This window comes from Endozoicomonas sp. GU-1, assembly GCF_027366395.1.
GTDB lineage: Bacteria > Pseudomonadota > Gammaproteobacteria > Pseudomonadales > Endozoicomonadaceae > Endozoicomonas.
The window spans coordinates 3,382,268-3,403,688 of the sequence record NZ_CP114771.1; the positions used below are offsets into that span (position 1 = coordinate 3,382,268).

Annotated in this window: 22 protein-coding genes; 10 read left to right on the forward strand and 12 right to left on the reverse strand. The window is 46.4% G+C overall.

All coding sequences use genetic code 11. The features are described from left to right. Positions 1–108: 108 nt before the first annotated feature. Positions 109–978 (forward strand): BrxR family helix-turn-helix transcriptional regulator, encoded by an 870-nt coding sequence (locus O3276_RS13885; protein WP_269671887.1) that lies wholly within the window; start codon positions 109–111, stop codon positions 976–978. A 304-nt stretch (positions 979–1,282) separates the two neighbouring features. Then, complete coding sequence (locus O3276_RS13890) at positions 1,283–2,395, forward strand: class I SAM-dependent methyltransferase (protein WP_269671888.1); 1,113 nt, start codon at positions 1,283–1,285, stop codon at positions 2,393–2,395. 1 nt (position 2,396) lies between these two features. Here O3276_RS13890 and O3276_RS13895 read toward each other — a convergent pair whose 3' ends face one another. The 7 genes from O3276_RS13895 to vapB form a co-directional block, all read right to left on the reverse strand. Then, a complete protein-coding gene (locus O3276_RS13895; RefSeq protein WP_269671889.1) occupies positions 2,397–4,022 on the reverse strand; it encodes a DEAD/DEAH box helicase in 1,626 nt (541 codons plus the stop codon). Further along, positions 3,919–6,645, reverse strand: a complete 2,727-nt coding sequence (locus O3276_RS13900) for a hypothetical protein (protein ID WP_269671890.1) — start codon at positions 6,643–6,645, stop codon at positions 3,919–3,921. Before O3276_RS13900 ends, O3276_RS13895 begins: the two co-directional genes overlap by 104 nt. Before the next feature lie 139 nt (positions 6,646–6,784). Further along, positions 6,785–6,979 (reverse strand): hypothetical protein, encoded by a 195-nt coding sequence (locus tag O3276_RS13905; RefSeq protein WP_269671891.1) that lies wholly within the window; start codon positions 6,977–6,979, stop codon positions 6,785–6,787. A gap of 57 nt (positions 6,980–7,036) precedes the next feature. Continuing rightward, entirely contained in the window at positions 7,037–7,147 is a 111-nt protein-coding gene (locus tag O3276_RS13910) for a hypothetical protein (RefSeq protein WP_332328269.1), read from the reverse strand. Positions 7,148–7,366: 219 nt separating this feature from the next. Beyond that, the gene (locus O3276_RS13915) at positions 7,367–9,763 is read right to left on the reverse strand and encodes an exonuclease domain-containing protein (protein WP_269671892.1); all 2,397 of its coding nucleotides are present in this window, start codon (positions 9,761–9,763) and stop codon (positions 7,367–7,369) included. Between the two features lie 339 nt (positions 9,764–10,102). Next, a complete protein-coding gene (locus tag O3276_RS13920; RefSeq protein WP_269671893.1) occupies positions 10,103–10,504 on the reverse strand; it encodes a PIN domain-containing protein in 402 nt (133 codons plus the stop codon). Beyond that, positions 10,504–10,725 (reverse strand): type II toxin-antitoxin system VapB family antitoxin, encoded by a 222-nt coding sequence (gene vapB / locus O3276_RS13925; RefSeq protein WP_269671894.1) that lies wholly within the window; start codon positions 10,723–10,725, stop codon positions 10,504–10,506. The genes O3276_RS13920 and vapB overlap by 1 nt, the downstream gene beginning before the upstream one ends. A gap of 74 nt (positions 10,726–10,799) precedes the next feature. Between vapB and O3276_RS13930 the strand changes: the two genes are divergently transcribed. Together O3276_RS13930 and O3276_RS13935 are read left to right on the forward strand one after the other, a co-directional pair. Beyond that, on the forward strand, positions 10,800–11,123 hold the full coding sequence (locus O3276_RS13930; RefSeq protein WP_269671895.1) for a site-specific integrase: 324 nt from the start codon (positions 10,800–10,802) through the stop codon (positions 11,121–11,123). A 120-nt stretch (positions 11,124–11,243) separates the two neighbouring features. Continuing rightward, positions 11,244–12,497 carry an ISL3 family transposase gene (locus tag O3276_RS13935; protein WP_269671896.1) on the forward strand — a complete coding sequence of 418 codons (1,254 nt, stop codon included), beginning with the start codon at positions 11,244–11,246 and terminating at the stop codon, positions 12,495–12,497. A 444-nt stretch (positions 12,498–12,941) separates the two neighbouring features. Here the strand turns inward: O3276_RS13935 and O3276_RS13940 are convergent, their stop codons facing one another. Next, the gene (locus O3276_RS13940; protein WP_163370563.1) at positions 12,942–13,217 is read right to left on the reverse strand and encodes a type II toxin-antitoxin system RelE/ParE family toxin; all 276 of its coding nucleotides are present in this window, start codon (positions 13,215–13,217) and stop codon (positions 12,942–12,944) included. Beyond that, a complete protein-coding gene (locus O3276_RS13945; RefSeq protein ID WP_257266787.1) occupies positions 13,214–13,462 on the reverse strand; it encodes a CopG family ribbon-helix-helix protein in 249 nt (82 codons plus the stop codon). The genes O3276_RS13940 and O3276_RS13945 overlap by 4 nt, the downstream gene beginning before the upstream one ends. Before the next feature lie 385 nt (positions 13,463–13,847). Between O3276_RS13945 and O3276_RS13950 the strand changes: the two genes are divergently transcribed. Both O3276_RS13950 and O3276_RS13955 read left to right on the forward strand, forming a co-directional pair. Next, positions 13,848–14,438, forward strand: coding sequence for a nucleotidyltransferase domain-containing protein (locus O3276_RS13950; protein WP_269671897.1), 591 nt, complete (start codon positions 13,848–13,850; stop codon positions 14,436–14,438). Next, positions 14,435–14,620 (forward strand): hypothetical protein, encoded by a 186-nt coding sequence (locus O3276_RS13955; RefSeq protein ID WP_269671898.1) that lies wholly within the window; start codon positions 14,435–14,437, stop codon positions 14,618–14,620. The genes O3276_RS13950 and O3276_RS13955 overlap by 4 nt, the downstream gene beginning before the upstream one ends. A gap of 108 nt (positions 14,621–14,728) precedes the next feature. Here the strand turns inward: O3276_RS13955 and O3276_RS13960 are convergent, their stop codons facing one another. Both O3276_RS13960 and O3276_RS13965 read right to left on the reverse strand, forming a co-directional pair. Continuing rightward, entirely contained in the window at positions 14,729–15,130 is a 402-nt protein-coding gene (locus O3276_RS13960) for a hypothetical protein (protein WP_269671899.1), read from the reverse strand. 443 nt (positions 15,131–15,573) lie between these two features. Further along, positions 15,574–16,827 (reverse strand): ISL3 family transposase, encoded by a 1,254-nt coding sequence (locus O3276_RS13965; protein WP_269671896.1) that lies wholly within the window; start codon positions 16,825–16,827, stop codon positions 15,574–15,576. Between O3276_RS13965 and O3276_RS13970 the strand changes: the two genes are divergently transcribed. The 4 genes from O3276_RS13970 to O3276_RS13985 all read left to right on the forward strand — a co-directional run bounded on the left by O3276_RS13970 (position 16,805) and on the right by O3276_RS13985 (position 20,600). Beyond that, entirely contained in the window at positions 16,805–18,076 is a 1,272-nt protein-coding gene (locus O3276_RS13970; protein ID WP_269671900.1) for a helicase-related protein, read from the forward strand. The two genes, O3276_RS13965 and O3276_RS13970, sit on opposite strands and share 23 nt — an antisense overlap. Before the next feature lie 99 nt (positions 18,077–18,175). Continuing rightward, a complete protein-coding gene (locus tag O3276_RS13975) occupies positions 18,176–18,706 on the forward strand; it encodes a hypothetical protein (RefSeq protein WP_269671901.1) in 531 nt (176 codons plus the stop codon). Positions 18,707–18,755: 49 nt separating this feature from the next. Further along, positions 18,756–19,307, forward strand: coding sequence for a metallophosphoesterase (locus tag O3276_RS13980; RefSeq protein ID WP_269671902.1), 552 nt, complete (start codon positions 18,756–18,758; stop codon positions 19,305–19,307). Between the two features lie 96 nt (positions 19,308–19,403). After that, positions 19,404–20,600, forward strand: coding sequence for a hypothetical protein (locus tag O3276_RS13985; protein WP_269671903.1), 1,197 nt, complete (start codon positions 19,404–19,406; stop codon positions 20,598–20,600). Between the two features lie 85 nt (positions 20,601–20,685). Here the strand turns inward: O3276_RS13985 and O3276_RS13990 are convergent, their stop codons facing one another. Beyond that, entirely contained in the window at positions 20,686–21,273 is a 588-nt protein-coding gene (locus O3276_RS13990) for a hypothetical protein (protein WP_269671904.1), read from the reverse strand. Positions 21,274–21,421: the final 148 nt, after the last annotated feature.

Here is a 21,421-nt window from a genome sequence, read left to right on the forward strand (position 1 = left end):
GGGAGGATAACTGCTTGGATTGCGAATAGAATATGTCGCCGAAGGGTACATATCCACACTGGACAAACATACATGTCGCCTTGACAAGCATGTGGGAGGGCTAAACAGATGAAGGAAGCCGTGGAGGGAACAGCGAAGCGCTGGGATCAACTGGTGAGATACCGGGTGATCGAGATCATTGCTCAATGGGAAGGGAGGCTGACGACCAATCATCTCTGTGATCGATTCAGCATTGGGAGACAGCAAGCGTCAAAGGATATCAATACTTATTCCAGAGATATCGCCCCCGGTAACCTGGAATACGACAGCAGTCTTAAAGGGTATAGACCGAGCAAAACGTTCAAGCCAGTCATCAGCTCCGGCTTGATCGATGAATATTTGCATGTATTAGACAGGGAACATGATGCCGGCCACCCCTTTCAAATGCTGGGCGGAGGTGTCATCAGTAGCGAATTCCTGAAAGCACCAGTGCGCAGTATTGACGTTGAAGTCATGCGCCCATTGGTAAAGTCCATCCGCGAATGCCGACGGCTGGAAATCAACTATACATCCATGGGAACACCCGAGGGCGAATACCGGATCATTGTTCCGCATACTTTGGTGTGTACATCGTTACGATGGCATGTGCGGGCATACTGTGAGAGAAATCGAGATTATCGAGACTTTGTATTAAGTCGGCTCTTTGGAGAACCGGAGTTAATGGGCAGGTCAGACCAGAGCGCAGAGCAGGATGAGAAATGGAACACCTGGGTTGATATGGTTCTGCAGCCTGATGTGCGCCTGACAACGGCACAGAAAAAGTTTGTTGCCCATGAATACGCTATGAAAAATGGACAACTGACAGTTCGCACTCGGGGTGCCCTGGTTCACTACATGATGCAGGCGTTGAATATCACTCTCGACAAGGAGAGCAACCCGGCAGCCCAGCAAATAGAAGTGGTTAACAAGGATGAAATCAAAGGCTATCTGTTCGGTTAAAAGAGAAGGAAAATACTAAGAGATAGCCGTAATAGACAGTACAAGCAATCAGCGATTGATCAAGCATCGGGTTATCTTCGTTTTAGTAGTTCACTTATTCTTAATACTGCATTTGCAAAATACATATCTGATAGCGGGAAGTACTAGCATTATCGTCTCAGATGCTTTCGACATCTTCTTGATTCAGGAAGGAAGGCAGAATTAGCACGATCCCTGCAAGGAAAATTATCAGCATAGTGGCAAAATAAGTTATTATGCCACTATCTATTAACATTGAAATTGGACTTCTTGAAATATGGGGAAAATGAGTAATTTGACAGAAAATGCGTTAAACGCAATCTGTCCCTATTTCACAATGTTTCCCTTGGAATACCCGACCAAAATTCTGAAGAAGCTCAAGTCAGAGTCACCGGTTGTCATGGACCCCTTCTGCGGAAGAGGAACCTCATTATTTGCTGCCAGAAAATTTGGAGTTGATGCGTGGGGCGTCGACTCTTCTCCCGTTGCTGTCGCGATAGCCAGAGCAAAACTAGCAAGTTGTGAGAGCGATGAAGTCATTGAACTTGCACAGAATTTGCTCTCTAAGGCGGGAGATTTTCAGCTACCCACATCGGATTTTTTTAAGTGGGCATACCACAGAGACACTCTTTCACAAATCTGCAAAATCAGACATGAACTCCTAAATATCCAACACGAGACTGATGCATCAGTTGTCTTAAGGGCGGTTTGTTTAGGGGCGCTGCATGGCCCTCTCACTAAATCAATTGATACGGCCTCTTACTTCTCAAATCAGATGCCACGTACGTTTTCGTCTAAGCCAGACTACTCTGTTAGGTACTGGAAAGAACGTAATATGAAGCCGCCCAAGATCGATTTTTTAACGGTCGTAAGCAAAAAAACGTTACGCCTACATGGTCTTGCCGATAAAGTTTCAGGGAGCTTTCAGCAAATTTTGCATGGCGATTCTCGGCTTGCTGAATCATTTAACGGCTCAAGAAGAGATTTCACCACAGTGATAACGTCACCGCCTTACTATGGCATGCGTACATATGTGCAAGACCAGTGGTTAAGAAACTGGTTTTTGGGTGGTCCTGACTATGTCAATTATAGTATCGATGAACAATTGGATCATGGTGGTCAAGCTGTCTTTGCCGCATCACTGGGGAAAGTATGGAGTAACATGGCGCTATCGACTTCTGATCAGCTTAGAATGTTTGTCCGCTTTGGCATCATTCCTTCAGCTAAAGTCGACGCAAAAAAACTTTTTTTGGAATCACTCGAATCTTCAGGCGCTAACTGGAAAGTCGTATCAGTCAGAAACGCCAAAACAGCTGATGAAGGAAAGCGCCAAGCAGGACAAATGAAATCGAACTCGACAGCTTCATCGGAATTCGATTTCCATGTGCTACGAGTTTAGTTCACACGCGTTCATGCCATCTTAGGTCGAACTCTCTATTTCCGCTGGATAGCGGATGAACATACTTTTGTGTTTCCGAGCAGAATTCGTCGATGTAAGATTTCAAGGCTCTGGCCGATTTGGCGATCTTTTTGTCGCTTGGCAAATGATAGGCAAGTGACTTCGGCATAATCATTATGCACTTCGCCATTGCGCGGGATACCGCGACATTGGTTCGCTCTAGTTGCATCAAGAACTCTTCCTCTGACTCCACAATTTCTGAATCACCAACACCAAATGAAACAATGATTGTGTGTCGCTGGCCACCTTGAAAGCGCTCGACAGTGTCGACTGCAGAAAATATCTTCTCTTTATCTGCATTTGGAAACAGTTGATTTAGCTTCGAAATTATCAGCGATTTCTGAGCCTTATGAGGCGTTACTATTCCCACACATTTTTCGAAGAATTCATCTTCACTTGCAGGTCTGTGGTTAACTGCCTGCTTCGTCCCATCAAGGAAATAGCTGGCGCTGTTAAATAAGTGCCAAATCAAAGTAACAACTAATTCTGCCTCTTCGGGATTTGCTTGGGACGATGCGATATCTTCATGAATTAAAGTGATTACCGATTTATTCGGCGCTAATGTTTCACCTATCAGGGAAGAATAAGAAATGCCGGTCGCAGCTGGAGCACTGCCAGGTGCATTGATGTGATGTATCCGTAAATCTGGAAATTCGGGAACCAAAGCCTGAGGGTAATCGAGGCTGCGTGCGTAAGCAACGATGTCTGCACCTGAACGATAGTTGACCAATAAGGGTAAGGGCTTCAAGTTAAACCGTTGCAATAGATATGTCTGAATACTCCCAACTAGATACTCTGCGCCAACTGGGGCGTCTAGGCTCGAAATTGGCGGCATTTGCATGTGGTCTCCTGCAATCACCAACTGTGACGAATCCTTAAGAACTGCTAAAGCGCGTAGTGCCAGAGTTACGGGAACCTGTGAGCTCTCATCAACAATCGTTAAATCGAATATGGGTGCCAATGGGCTTTGGTAGTCCAACAGTTGCACCATCGATGGCAGGGCGTGTGCAGCGGTACCAACAATTGTCACCCTATTGGTATCCTGCATGCTTTGCAAAAACCTTCCGTACAACGGATCGTTGTCAGTAAACCTTAACGCACCGCCATTCAAATGGGCTGCATTAAGGTTCAGGGGTATCGGCTCTCTTGAACGAGAAAAGCCGCTAAATACATCAAGTACACATGATGCGTCATTTTCGATGCTGGTAATCGTTCTCTCTATTAATTCTTGAACAGCGCGATAGTTAGGTCCGGTTAGTAGAATTTTAAGACCAGAACCTTTCGCAATAGCTTCTAAAGCTAACGCATGGATCAATGCCGACAACGTATCGGTTTTGCCCGTACCAGGAGGCCCCCAGATAATACTGAGAGCATGCTTAGCACACCCCTTAATCGCATCGATTTGGCTTGAATTAAGAGGATGTCGATTTAAGCTCTTGGCTTTTGAAACAATTGCTTTTACCTCAGAAGAATCTTCGGACAGCTTGCTTTGCCAGCTTTTTTGCCTCCCAAAGCATAGCAGACGCGGGCGTTGCTGGATCTGTACCTGCTTTACGCGATGGTGCACGTCGACCTAAAGCAATGACAGCATTCCTGTCTGCTTTCGAGTTAACAGGGTGGGCAATAGCATTGAGGATATCGATTGTGTTGTCTGAGTCATCGTATGGTGCTGACTCCATCAGAAACACCGGTGATACGCAGTTGTTAATCGGGGCGCTACTCATTGCAGCTTGAAATAATGCATCACACGCTGTCGGGTTAAAGCGAGGTCTAAATTCCACTTCTGCCAGCCGATTTACTCTATCAAATCTAATCAGCGAGGCGGCGATAAATTTGTGAGTAGGCACTCTAAGCAGACCTTCATCCAGATATGGAAATGACGATGCAACTCCCAAAGAAAACCCGTTTTGAAGCAGAAATCCAGGTGCGTTAATTGAACCTAAGGAAAGAAAATTATTACCTTCCTCTAGCTTTGACTCTGTGGAGTCCGGGCTTACTTCAAATTCAAAATGGTACGAGCCTAGCACACGAATAATACGTGTTAGCACTATCGCCTTAAAAGCCGATTCCAGTCGTTCTCCTGGCATCGTGAATTCCGAAACCCGTTCAACCTTGCTCGTAGCGGCATTGACCAACTCCCATTGTGCCCACAACTTCGAATCGTCAGCTACACCTCTTCTCCCTGCAACACCTTGTAAACGAAGAACACGCGCTGAGCCTTTTAACTTACCTTTAAAGTCACTTCGCAATCTGGCGGTAATAGTCGCTAGGGAATATGCCTGAGCCCTGAGCGCCTTGCCGTAGTCGGCGATAGCATCGTGAACCATAATGGTACGGGAGCCGCGCATAAAAACGCCTGCTGGGGATTTCCATATCTCGTAGATACGCTCTCGTGGAATGCTGTTGCCAAGCGGTTCTTGATAATAGTTGTCCACATTTTGCGGTGGCATTTGGGCTAGATGGTATTCTTCTGCCACCCTCAAAAGCGTAAGCGCAAAGGGAATCGGTGTATTAACAATTCGCTGAATAATGTCCTGGATGAAGACAATTGCAGGGCTTATTTCACCGTCCTCTCTTTCCATCAGTTCATCCGGTGGAAATACCCAAGCTAAACTTTTCTGCTTGGCCGTAGGCAGAGCAAGAATTGCTCCCAAATGACGGCTGAAGGCTTTGCAGAGCTCTTCATACTGACGAACTTCCCAAAAGTAAATTTGCGTCTTGGGGCTGCCAAGATTCTGTGCTCCAAATTTGACAACCGCCGAATCTACAACTCGGACAAATTCCTCAATAAAGTTTTGAACCACACCCCACTCAGACACCAACTCGTCTTTAGGGTTTACGAAACTTGTAAGGCTTAAGCGCTCCGGAGCATTCGTCGAACCATATGGATACAGCAGGTTTGCTCTAAAGCCAATGCCGGTCAGATATCCTGACGACGCATCAAAATTGACAGTAATGTCAATCTCTAAATTTATATTCCGGGCAAGCCCGGCAACGATTGCGCTGGTATCAGTCGTTACGCTATTGGTCAACAAAGCCAAGGCTTTGGCTTCGATCGAATTTCGCTCTCGCTTCAAAAAGGTGTGCTTACCAAGTATGGCGGGGGAGGCGCTAGGCACCTGAGCCAACGCATTAACAGTGCTCACACCACTGTTGGACAAAATTTGTCGTGCACCTCTGCTCAAGCCAGGAAGTCTACAAAGGTGATCCTGTGCTTCTGCAGCTCTGGAGCAATAGTTTTCTGGGTTGTTCTGGAAGAAAATTTTATCTGTGGGGTTTAGCCATTTTTCCACACCAAGCCAATCGCAAGCATTGCATTTACCAGAGACATGGTAATCAACAGCCTTCCAACCACTTGCATCTCCAATAGCAATCACCCGAATCAAATCTTCCCTGAAAAATTTGAGCACACTTGGCATGTAAAGCAGGTAATTGACAGGCTCCCAGTCATGTCGTAATGCATCGATTTTCTCCAATGGAGTCTTCATCGGTTTGGCAATCAATGCTTGGCTGAAATTGAGTAGTTCTGCGTTACTCCAAAGAAAGCACTGGTGTGAGACGTAATATCGATCGGCTAGATTGTTAACGTTCAAGTAGTTAGATAGAAATATCGAGTACAGGCACACTTCTGCTGCATAGCTGGCATTGCCCTCCTGAACATTTTTCAAATCGATAACGGATAGCGCAATACGGCCGTCGCTACCATCAATATGCGTTCGTCTTCCGTCGGGCAACACCTCCCAATCGGGTTTCAGGTTTGCCCATGCATAGATAAGGTCAGGACGCATTCCACTCAGGGGCGGAATCAAGGACTGCTCGGAATGACTGAGTCCAAGGTTGCCAAGAACAGTGTCTCGAAAGGTTTCAGGCTCTATAGCAGGCTGAATGATGAGTTTATCAGCAACATGCGTCGATAGGGTTTTCAACAAATCGACATCATTAAATGATGGCTCGAATACAACGTTGCCTGGCAGCTCTCTCACTAACATCTCATACTGGCCGCGTTCAAAGTCATTGCCTGCCTTGGTAATGATCTGAACGCCTGGGCGGGACTTAAGCGGCACTGAAAGTCCGGCGGACTCGATGTTCTCTTTTTTTCCTGTGTGCAAAGATAGATAGAGTTCACGGTCACATGCTGTTCTAAAGAACATCGACATGGTACTTTTGGAGATTCTTTTTCTGACAGTCATGCGTCTGCCCCTGTTAGTAATGCTCTTTGATGTAGGCGTAGGTCTTATAAACAGATCTTTGCCTTTGCTCAACCATACTGAGTCAGTGTCAATAACAGTGTCTTCTGGATTTCACGCAGGCCACTAGTTTTGCCAACCTTCAAACCGGTGGCTTTAACAATCTTGTCGATCTTTCGCTGATTAGCTTCGGCGTGGTCTCGGGGCGGGTTTCCATAAAGAGTTCGGTTAAGGTCTGCTTGTTGCCCTCTTCAGTAACGACGTGGTCACCGGTTTCATGCTCAACATCAACATGGTGCCGAACCAATAGTAATGGCGATGTCACTTTGTTTGTCATTTCCCAACACAAAGAACTAACGGCACTAATACGGTAGATAGAATACGTTGCCTGGGTTTAGAAATCCACCATATCCACAAAGTTAGCGCCGTACTGTTCGGCGATTTTTGCCTTCTGTATTTCAAACTTGTCGCTGATAAATTTCAGGAAAATCAGGCTCAGAACAATGTGTTTGTGTTCCGAGGATTCATAACTTCCCCGGGGCTTGTTGGCGGACCCTCAGATGGTCTCTTAAAGCTTTTTTTTGCGGTGGATTTAGCTATAAGTTGTTGGGACGATTGTTGATTACAGGGAACGCTTTCATCGTATCATATAAGACAATTGCATTCTAATTCTTTGCTTTCAGAGAGGTTGTCACCGGACGGGTAATAGTGTGATTGTCAGCATTCACACTTTGTCGTCAGCATCTTGGGGAAGGGTATTTTCTTTGAACTCCTTGAACGCACTGAAGCTCAAGATATCTTGTATTGAGTAGCGCTTTTTGGCTAGACAGAGTTTCTGAGCAGGAGTTAATGGCTCCTGCTTGCTGCCTTTGTTCTTCAACTTTTTGGAGTCGGTAATAATGTAGTTGTTGTACACCCGCAGAATCTCTACAAGCATGACACTCCACTTAGGGTTGTAGGATGCATAACCGTTCCAACGATGGCCATTGGTTGCTGAAGTGATCGGGCGTTCGAGTACATTGATTCTTCTGCGAATCATCTGAAAGTAGTTGTCTACGCCTTGAGTTGAGCTATCAAACAAGTTCTCCGCCACATCAAGCCATCGATCTTTGTTGACACCAACCAATGGCTTCAACTGGACAGAGTGTTGTGATTTTGGGAAAGGGTGAACCAGCCATTCAGAGCGGCTTTGACCCGCGTTATGTAACTGTTGCTCCAAATTTGCTGCCCAATACTTCTGGGCAAGCTCTCTTTTTTCCTCAAGCGTGAGGTTATCCTTGCCGCTTCCGCTGAACTCAACTCCGTGCTTTCGTAACACCTGTTCTGCCCAGGATCTTTTGTCCTGCATTTGGCTTGCATTATTCCTGTCCGCACGAATTAAAACAGGGTAGATTTTCTGATTCTCAATTAATTCTCTAAGCACCAGGCAGATCCCCAGCTCAAACCCTTCATCGTCGTCGGCCATCAAGTATGCGTAGTCGATGGTGTCATAGAATGGCTTCATTTGCTCCAAGTGGGCCATTAATGAATATGTTTGCTGCACCAGAAGCCCTTTTTGAGGCGCTTTCAGAGACAATTCATCATTAACATCATCTCCTTGCACTTCTCTATCCTTGAGTACATATTGAGCATAACGCCGCTTCCATTCCGGTTTTTCAGCGTCCCGGCGCATGGCGCTGTCTTTTTTGATGATTTCCCAGTCACTAATAAAGTCGAAATTTAATGTGCTGGCGAAGACAAACCGGCTCTGGTTATCAACAGTGCTTGTATTGACCAACTTTGTTGGCCTGGCATCCTCTTTTTCTGTCCAATTAACCAGGTAGTGCTGGCGATCCATGCTGAGAGTCAGTCGTTTTCCTTTCAGGATGTCCAGATTTTGATTGATATGCCACTGATCAAACTGAATGCACTGCTCATAAAAGAATTCAAGTTTGTGGTAAATCAGGCTCATGGATATTTCGAGCAGCTCCGAGAGCCGGTTCAAAATTCCTTTATTGACCAACCCCTTGAACAGCGCCACATTGACGTCTTTTCGAGATTGCCCCATTTGAGGGTTCAACGGAATAGTGAACTCATTTTTGCAAGCATTACATTGAACACGTTGAGAAGATAGTTCCTCTTGTCCTTTGGAGGCTGAAGCTCGCGTGCCTTGCAATGTGTATCTTTTTGGGTGTTTATAGATACTGACTGTTGAGTTGCGACATGGTCTTGTGCGCCTGTTTGAAGTACGAAGCTTTACATCGGGGCATGAAATCTCTCTTAACCTGAAAAGTTCATTAAGCCTGAGCGATTCTTCTACAAATGCTTTATTGTTAATGAGCTTTGTGCTTGATCCACATAGCTTGCAGGTGAGCGATTTACCAGTCTTGCTGTTTGTCAGCTTGTAAGCGTTGCCTAAGCCTTTCTTTGGCTCACCGGACTTTTTCAATTTTGGGTTCAGTGCTGGTACACCATAATTATCACAATTAGGATTCTTACAGTGGTTGAGCTGTATCATTAGCCCTGATTTCGGGTGCTTGAACGCCCTCGGTATAGGCCGGGCTTCTTTTTCCTCTCTGGGTTTCTGGTGAGGCGTTCGATTAAGAGGCTTTTCATCGCCATAGTGAAATTTGACGTACAGGTGAGCTGTTAATTCTGCGTCAATGGCAGCACCATGCACCTTTCTTTGAGATATATCGATACCGTATCTGATACAGGCAGAATCCAGCTTAAGGTATTTGCCATTGTTTTCCCGGTTGGCGAAATCAATCATTAGGCAGGAGGATTCGAAATCTCTGCTTAGTACAACATTTATACCGCTTCGATCCAGCTCAGACTGGATAAAAGACATATCGAAGTTTTTTGAATAAAAAGAGAGCTTTGCCCCTGAAATGAAATCCAACAGAGGCGTGGCTATTTCAGAGAATGTGGGCTGTTTTGCAAGAAACTCTTCCGTAAGTTTGTGAACTTTGAAAGCTCCGGGCTGGCTCTTCTTTCCTTCGGGGTTAATAAACGAATGAAAGGTGTTGCCCGTAATCTTCCCGTCGATGATCTCCACCGCCGCAATATTGATTACACGATGTCCGCCCCTAGATGGTGACAGCCCTGTAGTTTCCGTATCAATAACAATAACTCTGTCCATAAAGACCAACTAAAAGCTGACTTGTTATCATTTAACTATAGACTACTTTTTCCAGTTAGTTATATAAATAGTTGTTTTTAAAGTGGAATTTTATATCATCGTACGGTTTTTTGTGTTTTTTTGGATTGTAGCTTATTGATTTTTAAGTATAAAAAAACACCTGAGTCAAACTCAGGTGCCGTTTTACTTATCAGCCTACAACAAGGGCCGGGTTTCTTTGAAGGATTCAAGCAGTGGGAAATCAAGTTATCGGGAACTTTCCCAGCATGAGCTTTTACCGCACTTATACTGACACTATGAGTCAAGCCACGGATCAAATTTTGGTCACTACACTCTTTTTCAGCCCAACCAATCGGCAAGTTGCAATCCGGGGACTCTAGAAAATTCCCGCTGATTATGAGTGACCATTACCATCCCCCGGCTTCTGGCATGGGCTGCCAGCAAGGTATCATAAGCACCAATTTGTTGCCCCCTTTGCAATTCCTCTCTGACTTTTGCTGACTCCCGGGCGGCTGCCCCGTCAAAGTCGATCACGTTCACTCCCTCTAAAAAGAACGACAGCTTACTTTCCTTGCCCTGCCTGTGTTCAGGGTCACCTTTTTCAATGCCGAACTGCAACTCGTAACAGGAAATGGATGAAACATAGACCTTCCCCTGATGCTCAATAAACTTATCAATGACCGGGCGATTATGTTTTAAAACCGCAATACAAATATCGGTATCAACCATGTATTCCGCCATTAAAAGTCCTCCCGATCCTGACAGGCCGGTTGCTCCCGCTCTGGAAAATCATCAATGGGTTCCATCGCCAGAAATGTTTCCCAGTAGTCTTCGATCGGCGTCAGGATGATGGCTTTTCCTTCTTTACGCACCATGACTCGCTTAACCGTATCCGGAAAGGCAAGCTCTTTCGGAATTCTGACAGCCTGCGTTTTATTGTTAAAAAATACGCTGGTCTCCATAACTCACCCCAATGTATATACAGTATGTGTATAAAATAAGTCGAAAGTGAAAAGCCTGCAAGTTAATACTCAAAATGAATGACGCCTGCGTTTACTATCTGGCCAGTCCGTTCTGGAAAGTGATGATGGAGTTTGCATACGTGTTTGGTTCGGTAACCGGTAAAAAAGACATTCCGACGAGACCGGAACAAAAGATGCACAAAAACACGTTAGACAGCCAGTGGCAGAAACTGATCAACCGCGCCGTAGATGAAGGACTGATTAACGAGAAGTGGCACTTTCACGATCTGAAAGCCAAAGGTGTATCTGACCACGAAGGATTAGTATCCGGCCACAAAACACTGGAAGCGAAGAAAATCTATATCCGGAAAACTCAGGAAGTACAGGGTACAAGATAACAAAAAGGGCTCTTCAGGGATAACTGTGGGTAGAAATCAACAAATTTGAAAAAAAAAGCACCAGCGGCTGATTTCAGGTATGTTTTTATTTGCAGACAAAAACAAGAAGAAACGCCGCTGATGCTGATAAAAACTATCCTCAATAAAGTTCATAAACTCAAGTCATTTGTTTATCAGGATGTAAAACTCGGTCTCTATCAAGGCTCTGAAGTATTCAATGTCATCGTGGTCCCACGCAAGAACGGCCATGCTATTTGCTCAGGATGTCAGCAACCAGCTCCGGGCTATGACCGTCTTGCTGAACGTCGTTTCGAGTTTGTCCCTCTCTGGGGAATCAGGGTTTTTCTGCTCTACAAAATGCGTAGGGTTGAATGCAAGACATGTGGCGTAAAGGTTGAGCAGGTTCCATGGGCTGAAGGCAAGAAGGAACTCACCAAAGTTTACATGCAGTTTCTGGCAAACTGGGCTAGAAAGCTCTCCTGGAAGGAGGTCGCCCGTACTTTCAATACCTCGTGGGAGAAGGTCTTCCATGCTGTTGAGTATGTGGTTGAGTGGGGCAAGAAGCATCGTTCACTTGATAATATCAAGGCCATTGGTGTTGATGAGGTGGCGTATCAGATCGGCCATAAATACTTGACTGTTGTCTACCAGATTGATCGCGACTGTACACGGCTACTATGGGTTGGTCAGGAGCGTACCGAAGCTACGATTCGCAGCTTCTTCGCTTTCCTGGGTACACAGCGTAGCCAGCGGTTGGAGTATGTCTGTTCTGATATGTGGCAACCCTACGTAAAAGCGATTGCGGTGTTTGCCAGCCAAGCATTACATATTCTGGATCGCTTTCATATCGTTGCCATGCTGAATAAGGCCATTGATGAAGTCAGGACCACGGAACACAAACAGCTTCAGGCAGATGGTTATGAACCGGTGCTGAAAAAAACACGCTGGTGTCTGCTCAAGCGAAAAGAGAACCTGACCGAGAAAGAAGAGATCAAGCTGAACACAGTGCTTCAGTACAACCTCAAAAGTGTCAGAGCCTATCTTCTCAGAGAAGAGTTCCAAGTGTTCTGGGACTACATTTCACCACACTGGGCAGGAAAATACCTGGACCGGTGGTGTACAAGAGTGATGCGATCAAAGATAGAACCGATGAAGAAAGTTGCTAAAACTGTTCGACGACACAAGCCACTTATCCTGAACTGGTTCAAGGCGAAAAAGGCGTATTCCAGCGGTATCGTTGAGGGTCTGAACACCAAGATAAAACTCACTACGAGAAAATCATACGGTTTCAGAACCTACAGATGTGCGGAAATTGCGTTATATCATGCGCTTGGCAAGTTACCTGAACCGGAAATGACCCACAGATTTTACTGACGAGGCACAAAAGGGAAGAGAAATAAGAGAAGATATTACCGGGCAGTTGTCCGGTTTTTTTTGCCGCTAATTACACGACATATCTTTGAGAATTGGTGCCCAGGAGAAGACTCGAACTTCCACGACCATACAGTCACTAGCATCTGAATCTATCGTACCACTCTTATATTTCACCCACTTAGCTCATATCGTTTTAGGAAAAAGTGCATAAGTGTGTATTATTTTTCGATATTTTGGCCATTTTTTTTAAGAAAAATTTTCATGAAAAACCGCCTTCTGATTACCCTGCAAAATGGCAATAAAACAGGCATATAAACGACAACAACAAAATATCATGCAGGGAATCATCAAATTTATTATTTTGGTGGTGATGCCCTGACAACCGATTTGCGACGGACATAAAAAAATAACACTGGGGGGGGGGGGTTAAGTAAGCTGTATTTACTATGGCCTGTCGCGATTTTGCCGGTAATGATAGATACCTTCAATTCTTACCGTATTACCAATGGTGTAGTGAATGATGTACCTGGAAGAGACTGCGGTTAATTTATAGATATTGTTTTTAATCCGCCGACCCATTTTCGGAAATCGTTCCAGACTGGCAATTGTATCAACAATCTCAACCACAACATCCTCAGAAGCGATTCCCTCAACATGATTGTCTATAAACTCGCAGTGCGCTTCCAGCTGTTCAAGCGCGGCTGAACTCCATTCAATCAAGACAGCCTACCCCTTTCCTTCAGCCTCCTGACCACTTCATCATGGGGAATGGTCTCCATCTCACCGGCCTCAACCGCTGCGATAGTCGCTTCGGTTTTCTTCAACTGCCAGTCACGGGCATCAAGCATCTCCTGAACCGCCCGCCGGATCAGCCAGGACACATCCCTATCCTCTTGCCGGGCCAACTGGCTTAACTGCTCCAGCTGTTTTTCCTCAAACCTTACCGGTTTCGCGATCATTGCCATGGTTGTCACTCCTTATAATTGTTTAACACCGTATTACATCGTAATACAATTATAGAGCGATCAACAGATAACGCAAATCAGATACCGCTCATACCAACAAGCCAGAATGAAAAGTCTTGTTTTTTGCTGAGGATTGGTGACCGCGTGAAGACTCGAACTTCCATGTCCTTTCATAAACCAGTATCTGAATGCTGACATTAAAAGGTGATATGTCGATAGCATCAACATACACTGATTTTATGCCGATATAATTCGGTTTTGTAAACATGGCATGGAATCCAGAACAACCCTATAACCAGCTGCCCTTCGTTTTCGGAACGCCTTAAAAAGTCCCAAAATGAGACCTATAGTACCCATAATGAGACTGAATAAAGAATAACCACCTGTGCCTGATATCGCTTCCGCATTGTTTACCAAAACCCAGCAGCGGCTGCTGACACTGTTTTACGGCAAGCCCGACTGCTCATTCTACCTGAACGAAGTCGCTCGTATGGCCGGTGTCGGCAAAGGGGCTGTGGTACGTGAAATAAAGAAAATGACCGAAGCCGGTCTGCTAAACAGTTATCAACAAGGAAACCAAAAACACTATCAGGCAAATCCTGACAACCCTGTTTTCGAAGAGTTGAAAGCCATTACCCGAAAAACCTTTGGTCTTCGGGGTGTCGTCAAAACCGCTTTGGAACCTTTGCTCGGGCAGTGTGAACTGGCCTTTATCTATGGCTCTGTGGCAAAGGGTGAAGAACATTCAGGCAGTGATATTGATGTCATGCTGGTAGGGCACAACCTGAGTTATGGCGACATCATGGAAAAGCTCGAATCCGCAGAACAGCAACTGGGCCGAATCATTAACCCTACCCTGCTCACCCCCGATGAGTTTCAACAGCGAAAAAACGACAAACAGAGTTTTATCACCCGGGTGATGGAACAGCCCAAACTCTGGTTGGCCACGGATCCAACGACAGGTGACAAACAATGAAAGAACTGGATAATCTGGTAAAAATAAACAAGCTCAAGCCGGAACCACCAGACGCACAGGAATTTGCAGGCATGGTTCGTGCCGCTGAAACCAAACTGAAGGATGCTGCCATCAGTGGCCTTGCTGGGAAGTTAAGGATTCCACGGCATAAGTTAATGAGCAGAAAATTTAATTCAAACTAACCGGATATCCTTGATAAATGAAAACCTCAAGCTTTAAAAAAGCTTATAGCAATCAACAAATTCTTGCCGGTAAGCCTGATTACCGGCAGTAAGCTTTTTGCGGTGCTTTCATCTCAGAAAAGGTCGCCAGCCCACGGGTAGCAGGCCATTCCCCTGCGGGGTACAACCGGCGGAGCAGTTCCGGTTCAGTAAGCCCTGCAACCGCTCCCGGTCAAAAATCACCTGCTCAAACGCCACCGGTGAGTCCGTTTCAAAATGGATCGCCACAAACGCCGGGCAGTTGTCATCCTCGCCGTTCGCTTTCATTTCCATCAGGGTGTAACGGTAGGCACCGGTGATCTCCCGGTCCTGGAGACTTTCCGGCAACACACAGATTTTCAGAATCCGGCTGCCCCGGGTGTACGTAAAGGCAGGGCCGGTATCATGGCGATAAGAGATATCCTGAAAGTATCGGGGTATACGGATACCCAGCGCATAGTCACCACCAAACTGCTGTTGATAACACTCCATATCATCCCCAAGTAGTTATTGTGCTTCGGGATCACTTTTTTGCAGGTAATGGCCTCTTACGGAGGCCAGTCGGCCAGATCACCGGGGCCGTTTTTTATTTTTGATACATCCGACCATCCAACATCGGCCTGTCCCACCATCAGGCTCATGAATCATCAGAGATATCATAGGAATCGCTCCCGGCTCTGACCGCGGTTGTTATTAGCCCCGCTTTGCCGCTTGAGTAATAGACCTGAGTTTCACCTTATCACGGTGGGCTGCCGTTATCTTCCCCAATTTATCCTGCCCTGCTTAACTGATCACGAAGGCTCCGGATTCCAGGGGCAATCATTGCATCGCTGGGCATATGAACTGAAATCCCGGGATGGTGGATCATATTCATAACCTGTAAAAGCACGACAATACAGAGACCATGACCAGTGGGATTCAAGAAAAAAGCCTCGTCAGTAAAATCTGTGGGTCATTTCCGGTTCAGGTAACTTGCCAAGCGCATGATATAACGCAATTTCCGCACATCTGTAGGTTCTGAAACCGTATGATTTTCTCGTAGTGAGTTTTATCTTGGTGTTCAGACCCTCAACGATACCGCTGGAATACGCCTTTTTCGCCTTGAACCAGTTCAGGATAAGTGGCTTGTGTCGTCGAACAGTTTTAGCAACTTTCTTCATCGGTTCTATCTTTGATCGCATCACTCTTGTACACCACCGGTCCAGGTATTTTCCTGCCCAGTGTGGTGAAATGTAGTCCCAGAACACTTGGAACTCTTCTCTGAGAAGATAGGCTCTGACACTTTTGAGGTTGTACTGAAGCACTGTGTTCAGCTTGATCTCTTCTTTCTCGGTCAGGTTCTCTTTTCGCTTGAGCAGACACCAGCGTGTTTTTTTCAGCACCGGTTCATAACCATCTGCCTGAAGCTGTTTGTGTTCCGTGGTCCTGACTTCATCAATGGCCTTATTCAGCATGGCAACGATATGAAAGCGATCCAGAATATGTAATGCTTGGCTGGCAAACACCGCAATCGCTTTTACGTAGGGTTGCCACATATCAGAACAGACATACTCCAACCGCTGGCTACGCTGTGTACCCAGGAAAGCGAAGAAGCTGCGAATCGTAGCTTCGGTACGCTCCTGACCAACCCATAGTAGCCGTGTACAGTCGCGATCAATCTGGTAGACAACAGTCAAGTATTTATGGCCGATCTGATACGCCACCTCATCAACACCAATGGCCTTGATATTATCAAGTGAACGATGCTTCTTGCCCCACTCAACCACATACTCAACAGCATGGAAGACCTTCTCCCACGAGGTATTGAAAGTACGGGCGACCTCCTTCCAGGAGAGCTTTCTAGCCCAGTTTGCCAGAAACTGCATGTAAACTTTGGTGAGTTCCTTCTTGCCTTCAGCCCATGGAACCTGCTCAACCTTTACGCCACATGTCTTGCATTCAACCCTACGCATTTTGTAGAGCAGAAAAACCCTGATTCCCCAGAGAGGGACAAACTCGAAACGACGTTCAGCAAGACGGTCATAGCCCGGAGCTGGTTGCTGACATCCTGAGCAAATAGCATGGCCGTTCTTGCGTGGGACCACGATGACATTGAATACTTCAGAGCCTTGATAGAGACCGAGTTTTACATCCTGATAAACAAATGACTTGAGTTTATGAACTTTATTGAGGATAGTTTTTATCAGCATCAGCGGCGTTTCTTCTTGTTTTTGTCTGCAAATAAAAACATACCTGAAATCAGCCGCTGGTGCTTTTTTTTTCAAATTTGTTGATTTCTACCCACAGTTATCCCTGAAGAGCCCGAAAAAAAGGGCAAGGCATATCCTTAACCACTGGCAGGAAAAGCGACAGCAACGGACACTGGCCTTTTGTATTTCCCAAAGACATGCCGAGTTTATGGCATCAGAATTTAAAGCCGCAGGATACAGAGCAGAAGCCGTTTATAATGGCTCAGAGCTTCGAAGGCATGAAGCGCTCTCGCAACTGGAACATGGTGAACTGGATGTACTGTTTTCCGTAGACCTGTTTAATGAAGGCACCGACCTCCCAGCGATTGACACCGTACTTATGCTGCGTCCAACGGAGTCAAAGATACTGTTTTTACAGCAGTTGGGCCGGGGGCTGAGGCTTCACCACCAGAAAACCCATCTGGTGGTCATTGACTTCATCGGTAACCACAAGTCCTTTTTGATCAAGCCTGTAGCTTTGCACAACGGCCACTCATTTAAACAACTGGCAAAGCAGATTACCACTGGGAGTGCAGAGCTGCCGGATGGTTGTTTTGTTAATTATGAACCCACCGTCATCGATTTATTAAACCGGCTTGCCCGGCAGCAGAAAGACAGCATTGAAGACGAATACCAGACATTAAAGACCCTGCTTGACTATCGCCCAATCGCTACTGAGTTCTACCATTACCTGAATGAAATTCAGATGCCCTTGAGCCGGGTTGGTCAGCAGCACAATAGCTGGTTTCAGCTGGTTGCTAACCAGCAAGACCTGACGAAGCAGGAAGCCGAGGTGTTGCAACGCCACGGCGATTTTCTTCGAAGCGCCATTGAGAAAACCGCCATGGCCAAGTCCTTTAAAATGATCCTGCTCAGTGCATTCCTTGACCTTGATGGTTTTGACAACCCGCCAACCACTGAGCAGCTGGCCGAAAAAAGCTGGCACCACCTGAAACGACGGCCAGACCTGTTTACCAAAGACCTGCCTGAAAATAAGCAAACCCTCACTGCTGACAGCAAAGCCTGGCATAAATACTGGTTGGGCAATCCCATTAAATTCTACTCAAATAAAGACAACGACCCCTTTGTGATAGACAGTGGTCGTTTTGTCTGCAAGGAAAAGGTTCTTCCCCAGCATAAAGCGACCTTGCATCAGATGATGCAGGAGTTAGTGGAACTGAGAATAGCCATGTATATCAATCGGGGCTGATCTTTGACCGATTAACCAGACTGTATTAGCCTGAAAATAACAGCGCCAATTTACTCCCACTTGCAGGCGCTTAATAAATCTCGCTAAAGAGGAATACACATGGAAAAACTTATCTCTATGACCATCAATGGTCAGTCAGTCTCTGGCAAAATCACCGACCTCTCCCGCGCAGGCTTATCTGTTGAAATCACTGCTCCGTTCTCCGGGTACAGTGCTCACCGGTATGTGCCGACCTTTGCCAGGGCCAGTCGTAACTTTCTGGAAATTGGAGATCAGGTAGCTTCAGAACTGCTGTCGGAACTCTATAATGATCTTTTGCTTTTGGATGGTAAGCGTCAGTCACTGCAAGCTGTGTTACATGGCAGCGAGGGGATTTTCTCAAAGCTTGCTGAGTACAAGGCTGTTCAGGCTGAATTGTCCACAAAAAAACCAGAGCTAAAACAGCAATTCAGGGCAGGCCTGTTGGATCAGAAGCAGTATCAACAATCACTGAAGCGTATTCGTGATCAGGATTTTCAGCACAGCATGCTGGCCAGGGAGCTTGTGGATCAGTTTATTGAACAACATCTTCCAGGCTGGCAGCACAGCCTGGATCATGATCAGTTGATCGGTTTTCTATCGTCAGACTGATGCTGATCCGCCATCTTTACACCTCCATTAACCTACGAGAAGAATAAAAATGTACGACATTATTGGAGATATCCACGGCCGGGCTGATGAGCTGGAAGCTCTATTACTTAAGCTTGGCTATCAACGACAGGGAACGGTTTATAAACACCCTGAACGCAAAGCCATATTTGTCGGGGATTTTATCGATGGCAAGGGACAGCATCGGAAAACAGTCGATATTTGTCGTTCAATGGTAGAACAGGAAAGCGCGCTTGCCGTGATGGGCAATCATGAGTTCAATGCCATCTGCTACTCAATACCCGATAACACCGGAGATTACCTGCGCCACCATAATGAAAAAAATATCCGGGATCATGCTGAGTTTATTGCTGAGTTTCCCTTTGGTTCTCATAGACACCAGGAGACCATTGACTGGTTCAAAAGCCTGCCGCTGTTTGTTGGGCATTACTGGATGGACGGTAATCCCGGGGCTTTGAGCGAAACCGTGGCCTGCGTTGATTACACTGTCGCAAGACCTGCCGGCAAACTGGTGGCTTACCGTTGGAGTGGTGAGCAGAAGCTGGAACAGAATAATTTTATCTGGGTAGACAGGCATCTATAGTGATAGAGCGCCAATAAAAACGGAGCAATAATGCGTCACTTTTTATTGGGTTGATTCATCATCTTTGCTTTCTGATTGAAGGGTTCAGGTCTCAGCATGGCTAAACTATCCACCGGCCAGAAGCGCCGGCAAAAAGAGCTTAAACGACGGAAGAAAAAGCAACTTCAGGTAAAAAAACAGCAGGCATCCACATCCATGACCTTCATGGACTTACCATCCGGCCTGCCGAAGCTCTCTGAAAGGCTGAGTGAATTTGCCGGCACCTTGTTGGATGGAACCCAGACAGGCCGCAATTATATAGAAAACATCATTACCATGGTCGCCGGGTGCTGGAACATGGGGGCTGTGACAGAAGCAAGGGCTTTGGAAATGCGTGAAGAATTGTCCGAAGGGTTAAGGCAGTTACAGCCCGAGCTGTTAGAGGTAATGGAACCACACTTCGACAGACTGATCACCGCAAGACGCTTCTTCTATGCAGATGACCCTCGCTTCATTGTCAGTCATGATGTGACCTGGACGGGACCCAATGATTATTACTTACAAATCGCCAGCATAAACCTGTCCAGAGATGAACGCTATTCAGGCAGTGTGGCAGGGACAGGCTTATCCGCAGAATGGCAAGACAAGATGAAGGCGTACCTGACTCAATCCTTGACAGAAGAAGAAATCAAACTGAATCAGCTGATTGACCAGGGGTTTGAAGTACTGCGCGACAATAAAACGACAACCGACTTTGATAAATCCGAAGCTGCGGCCTGCGAGACTTGGCTGGATGCCTGGGAAATAATCAAAGAACTCTATCAGGACAAGACATCTCTGGACATCATTGGCTCCAGGATGGAATTTATCCTGTACTCGTGGAGTTCCGTGATGGATATGCATTTGTTAAATGCCGCGATTGCTGAACCCTCTTTTATAGAAAAGGGCATTACCTTCTTCCGGGAGTTTCTTGAGCATTTCCCGGAATCAGAGGAGGACACACACAAGGCTTACCGGCGGGCCATGGCTCAGCTGCAATTTCGGGCCAGGACATATGAAGAGGGCGATGCCACCTTTACCGCCCTGGTGAAAGATTTCCCGGACTCTGCCTGGAGTTATATTGGCTGGGGGGATATTTATAATCCGACCTTTTCCCGCGCCCATTACGGTGATGTTCCTGCGGATATTGAACGCGCCAAGCAGCTCTACCAGATTCCTGTCGATCGCAAACTTGAAGACGCTGATCATGCCCGGGAACGGCTTGACCAATTGTTAGCGTTTGCGCGTGATGAAACGGCAACACTCGACGCTTAAACTCCATGACAGCGAACTCTGCCACTATGACAGAGGCCCGGGCAATACCAGAAGTGCGGTAAGGATGGTGGGAATATTGGCCTGATCACCAGGGTACTTCATAAAAAGCATCCGTCCCCAGCAAAGGAATGTATTGGCTGGCCAGTGCGTTCAAATCGCCCGAGCCTTTCAGGGATATCCAGTCCTCAATGCTGCCCAGAAAACAGAAGCGCTGTGCATGAAACTGACGCTTCGTGTCATCAACCAATTCAAAACGCAGAACCGGCATAAAGCGGCTCTGACGGACCATCTTCTCCATGTAATCTGGCTTCAGGTTCCCGAGCCATCCGGCTTCCTTCATCTCCCTTGCCGTATCTCCTGCAGAGGACTCAAAAACGGTCACATACTGATGCTGGCAATCCATCCGGTAACGGAAAGACTCTTTCAGGGCTTCCAGTGCAGAAGCTATGTACTGCTGCTCAGATTCCTTGATTAACCCGGGCATCGCCTTGCGCAGGAAGACCTGGCCATTTTCGGGCCGTTCATAAATTTCAAACCCCTCAGGAATCGTACTGATTTGCTCTGCCTCAGCCTTCTTTTGACCTGAAAAATAGTAGCGGGGCTTGCCGGTACGGGTGACACCCTGATAAAGGAAATACGTTTTCCCTGTCCGGTTGGTATATGGCAGCGACACGATCATTTTCTCCTGTCAGTGGGTGATGATTGGTTCCAACGGGTATCCGTAGATATAGCATCACCAGCTACCAACCATTTGACCAGGAACTTTAATCGTCCACCAATTCCGTGGATAACCCGGTGAACAACCCGTGGGATAGTCAGGA

What these genes read in the sequence shown, in the direction of transcription:
- O3276_RS13885 (WP_269671887.1), top strand. Translation starts at nt 109, where the DNA reads ATGAAGGAAGCCGTGGAGGGAACAGCGAAGCGCTGGGATCAACTGGTG.
- O3276_RS13890 (WP_269671888.1), top strand. Translation starts at nt 1,283, where the DNA reads ATGAGTAATTTGACAGAAAATGCGTTAAACGCAATCTGTCCCTATTTC.
- O3276_RS13900 (WP_269671890.1), bottom strand. Translation starts at nt 6,645, where the DNA reads ATGACTGTCAGAAAAAGAATCTCCAAAAGTACCATGTCGATGTTCTTT.
- O3276_RS13905 (WP_269671891.1), bottom strand. Translation starts at nt 6,979, where the DNA reads ATGACAAACAAAGTGACATCGCCATTACTATTGGTTCGGCACCATGTT.
- O3276_RS13915 (WP_269671892.1), bottom strand. Translation starts at nt 9,763, where the DNA reads ATGGACAGAGTTATTGTTATTGATACGGAAACTACAGGGCTGTCACCA.
- O3276_RS13920 (WP_269671893.1), bottom strand. Translation starts at nt 10,504, where the DNA reads ATGGCGGAATACATGGTTGATACCGATATTTGTATTGCGGTTTTAAAA.
- vapB (WP_269671894.1), bottom strand. Translation starts at nt 10,725, where the DNA reads ATGGAGACCAGCGTATTTTTTAACAATAAAACGCAGGCTGTCAGAATT.
- O3276_RS13930 (WP_269671895.1), top strand. Translation starts at nt 10,800, where the DNA reads ATGAATGACGCCTGCGTTTACTATCTGGCCAGTCCGTTCTGGAAAGTG.
- O3276_RS13935 (WP_269671896.1), top strand. Translation starts at nt 11,244, where the DNA reads ATGCTGATAAAAACTATCCTCAATAAAGTTCATAAACTCAAGTCATTT.
- O3276_RS13945 (WP_257266787.1), bottom strand. Translation starts at nt 13,462, where the DNA reads ATGGCAATGATCGCGAAACCGGTAAGGTTTGAGGAAAAACAGCTGGAG.
- O3276_RS13955 (WP_269671898.1), top strand. Translation starts at nt 14,435, where the DNA reads ATGAAAGAACTGGATAATCTGGTAAAAATAAACAAGCTCAAGCCGGAA.
- O3276_RS13960 (WP_269671899.1), bottom strand. Translation starts at nt 15,130, where the DNA reads ATGGAGTGTTATCAACAGCAGTTTGGTGGTGACTATGCGCTGGGTATC.
- O3276_RS13965 (WP_269671896.1), bottom strand. Translation starts at nt 16,827, where the DNA reads ATGCTGATAAAAACTATCCTCAATAAAGTTCATAAACTCAAGTCATTT.
- O3276_RS13975 (WP_269671901.1), top strand. Translation starts at nt 18,176, where the DNA reads ATGGAAAAACTTATCTCTATGACCATCAATGGTCAGTCAGTCTCTGGC.
- O3276_RS13980 (WP_269671902.1), top strand. Translation starts at nt 18,756, where the DNA reads ATGTACGACATTATTGGAGATATCCACGGCCGGGCTGATGAGCTGGAA.
- O3276_RS13985 (WP_269671903.1), top strand. Translation starts at nt 19,404, where the DNA reads ATGGCTAAACTATCCACCGGCCAGAAGCGCCGGCAAAAAGAGCTTAAA.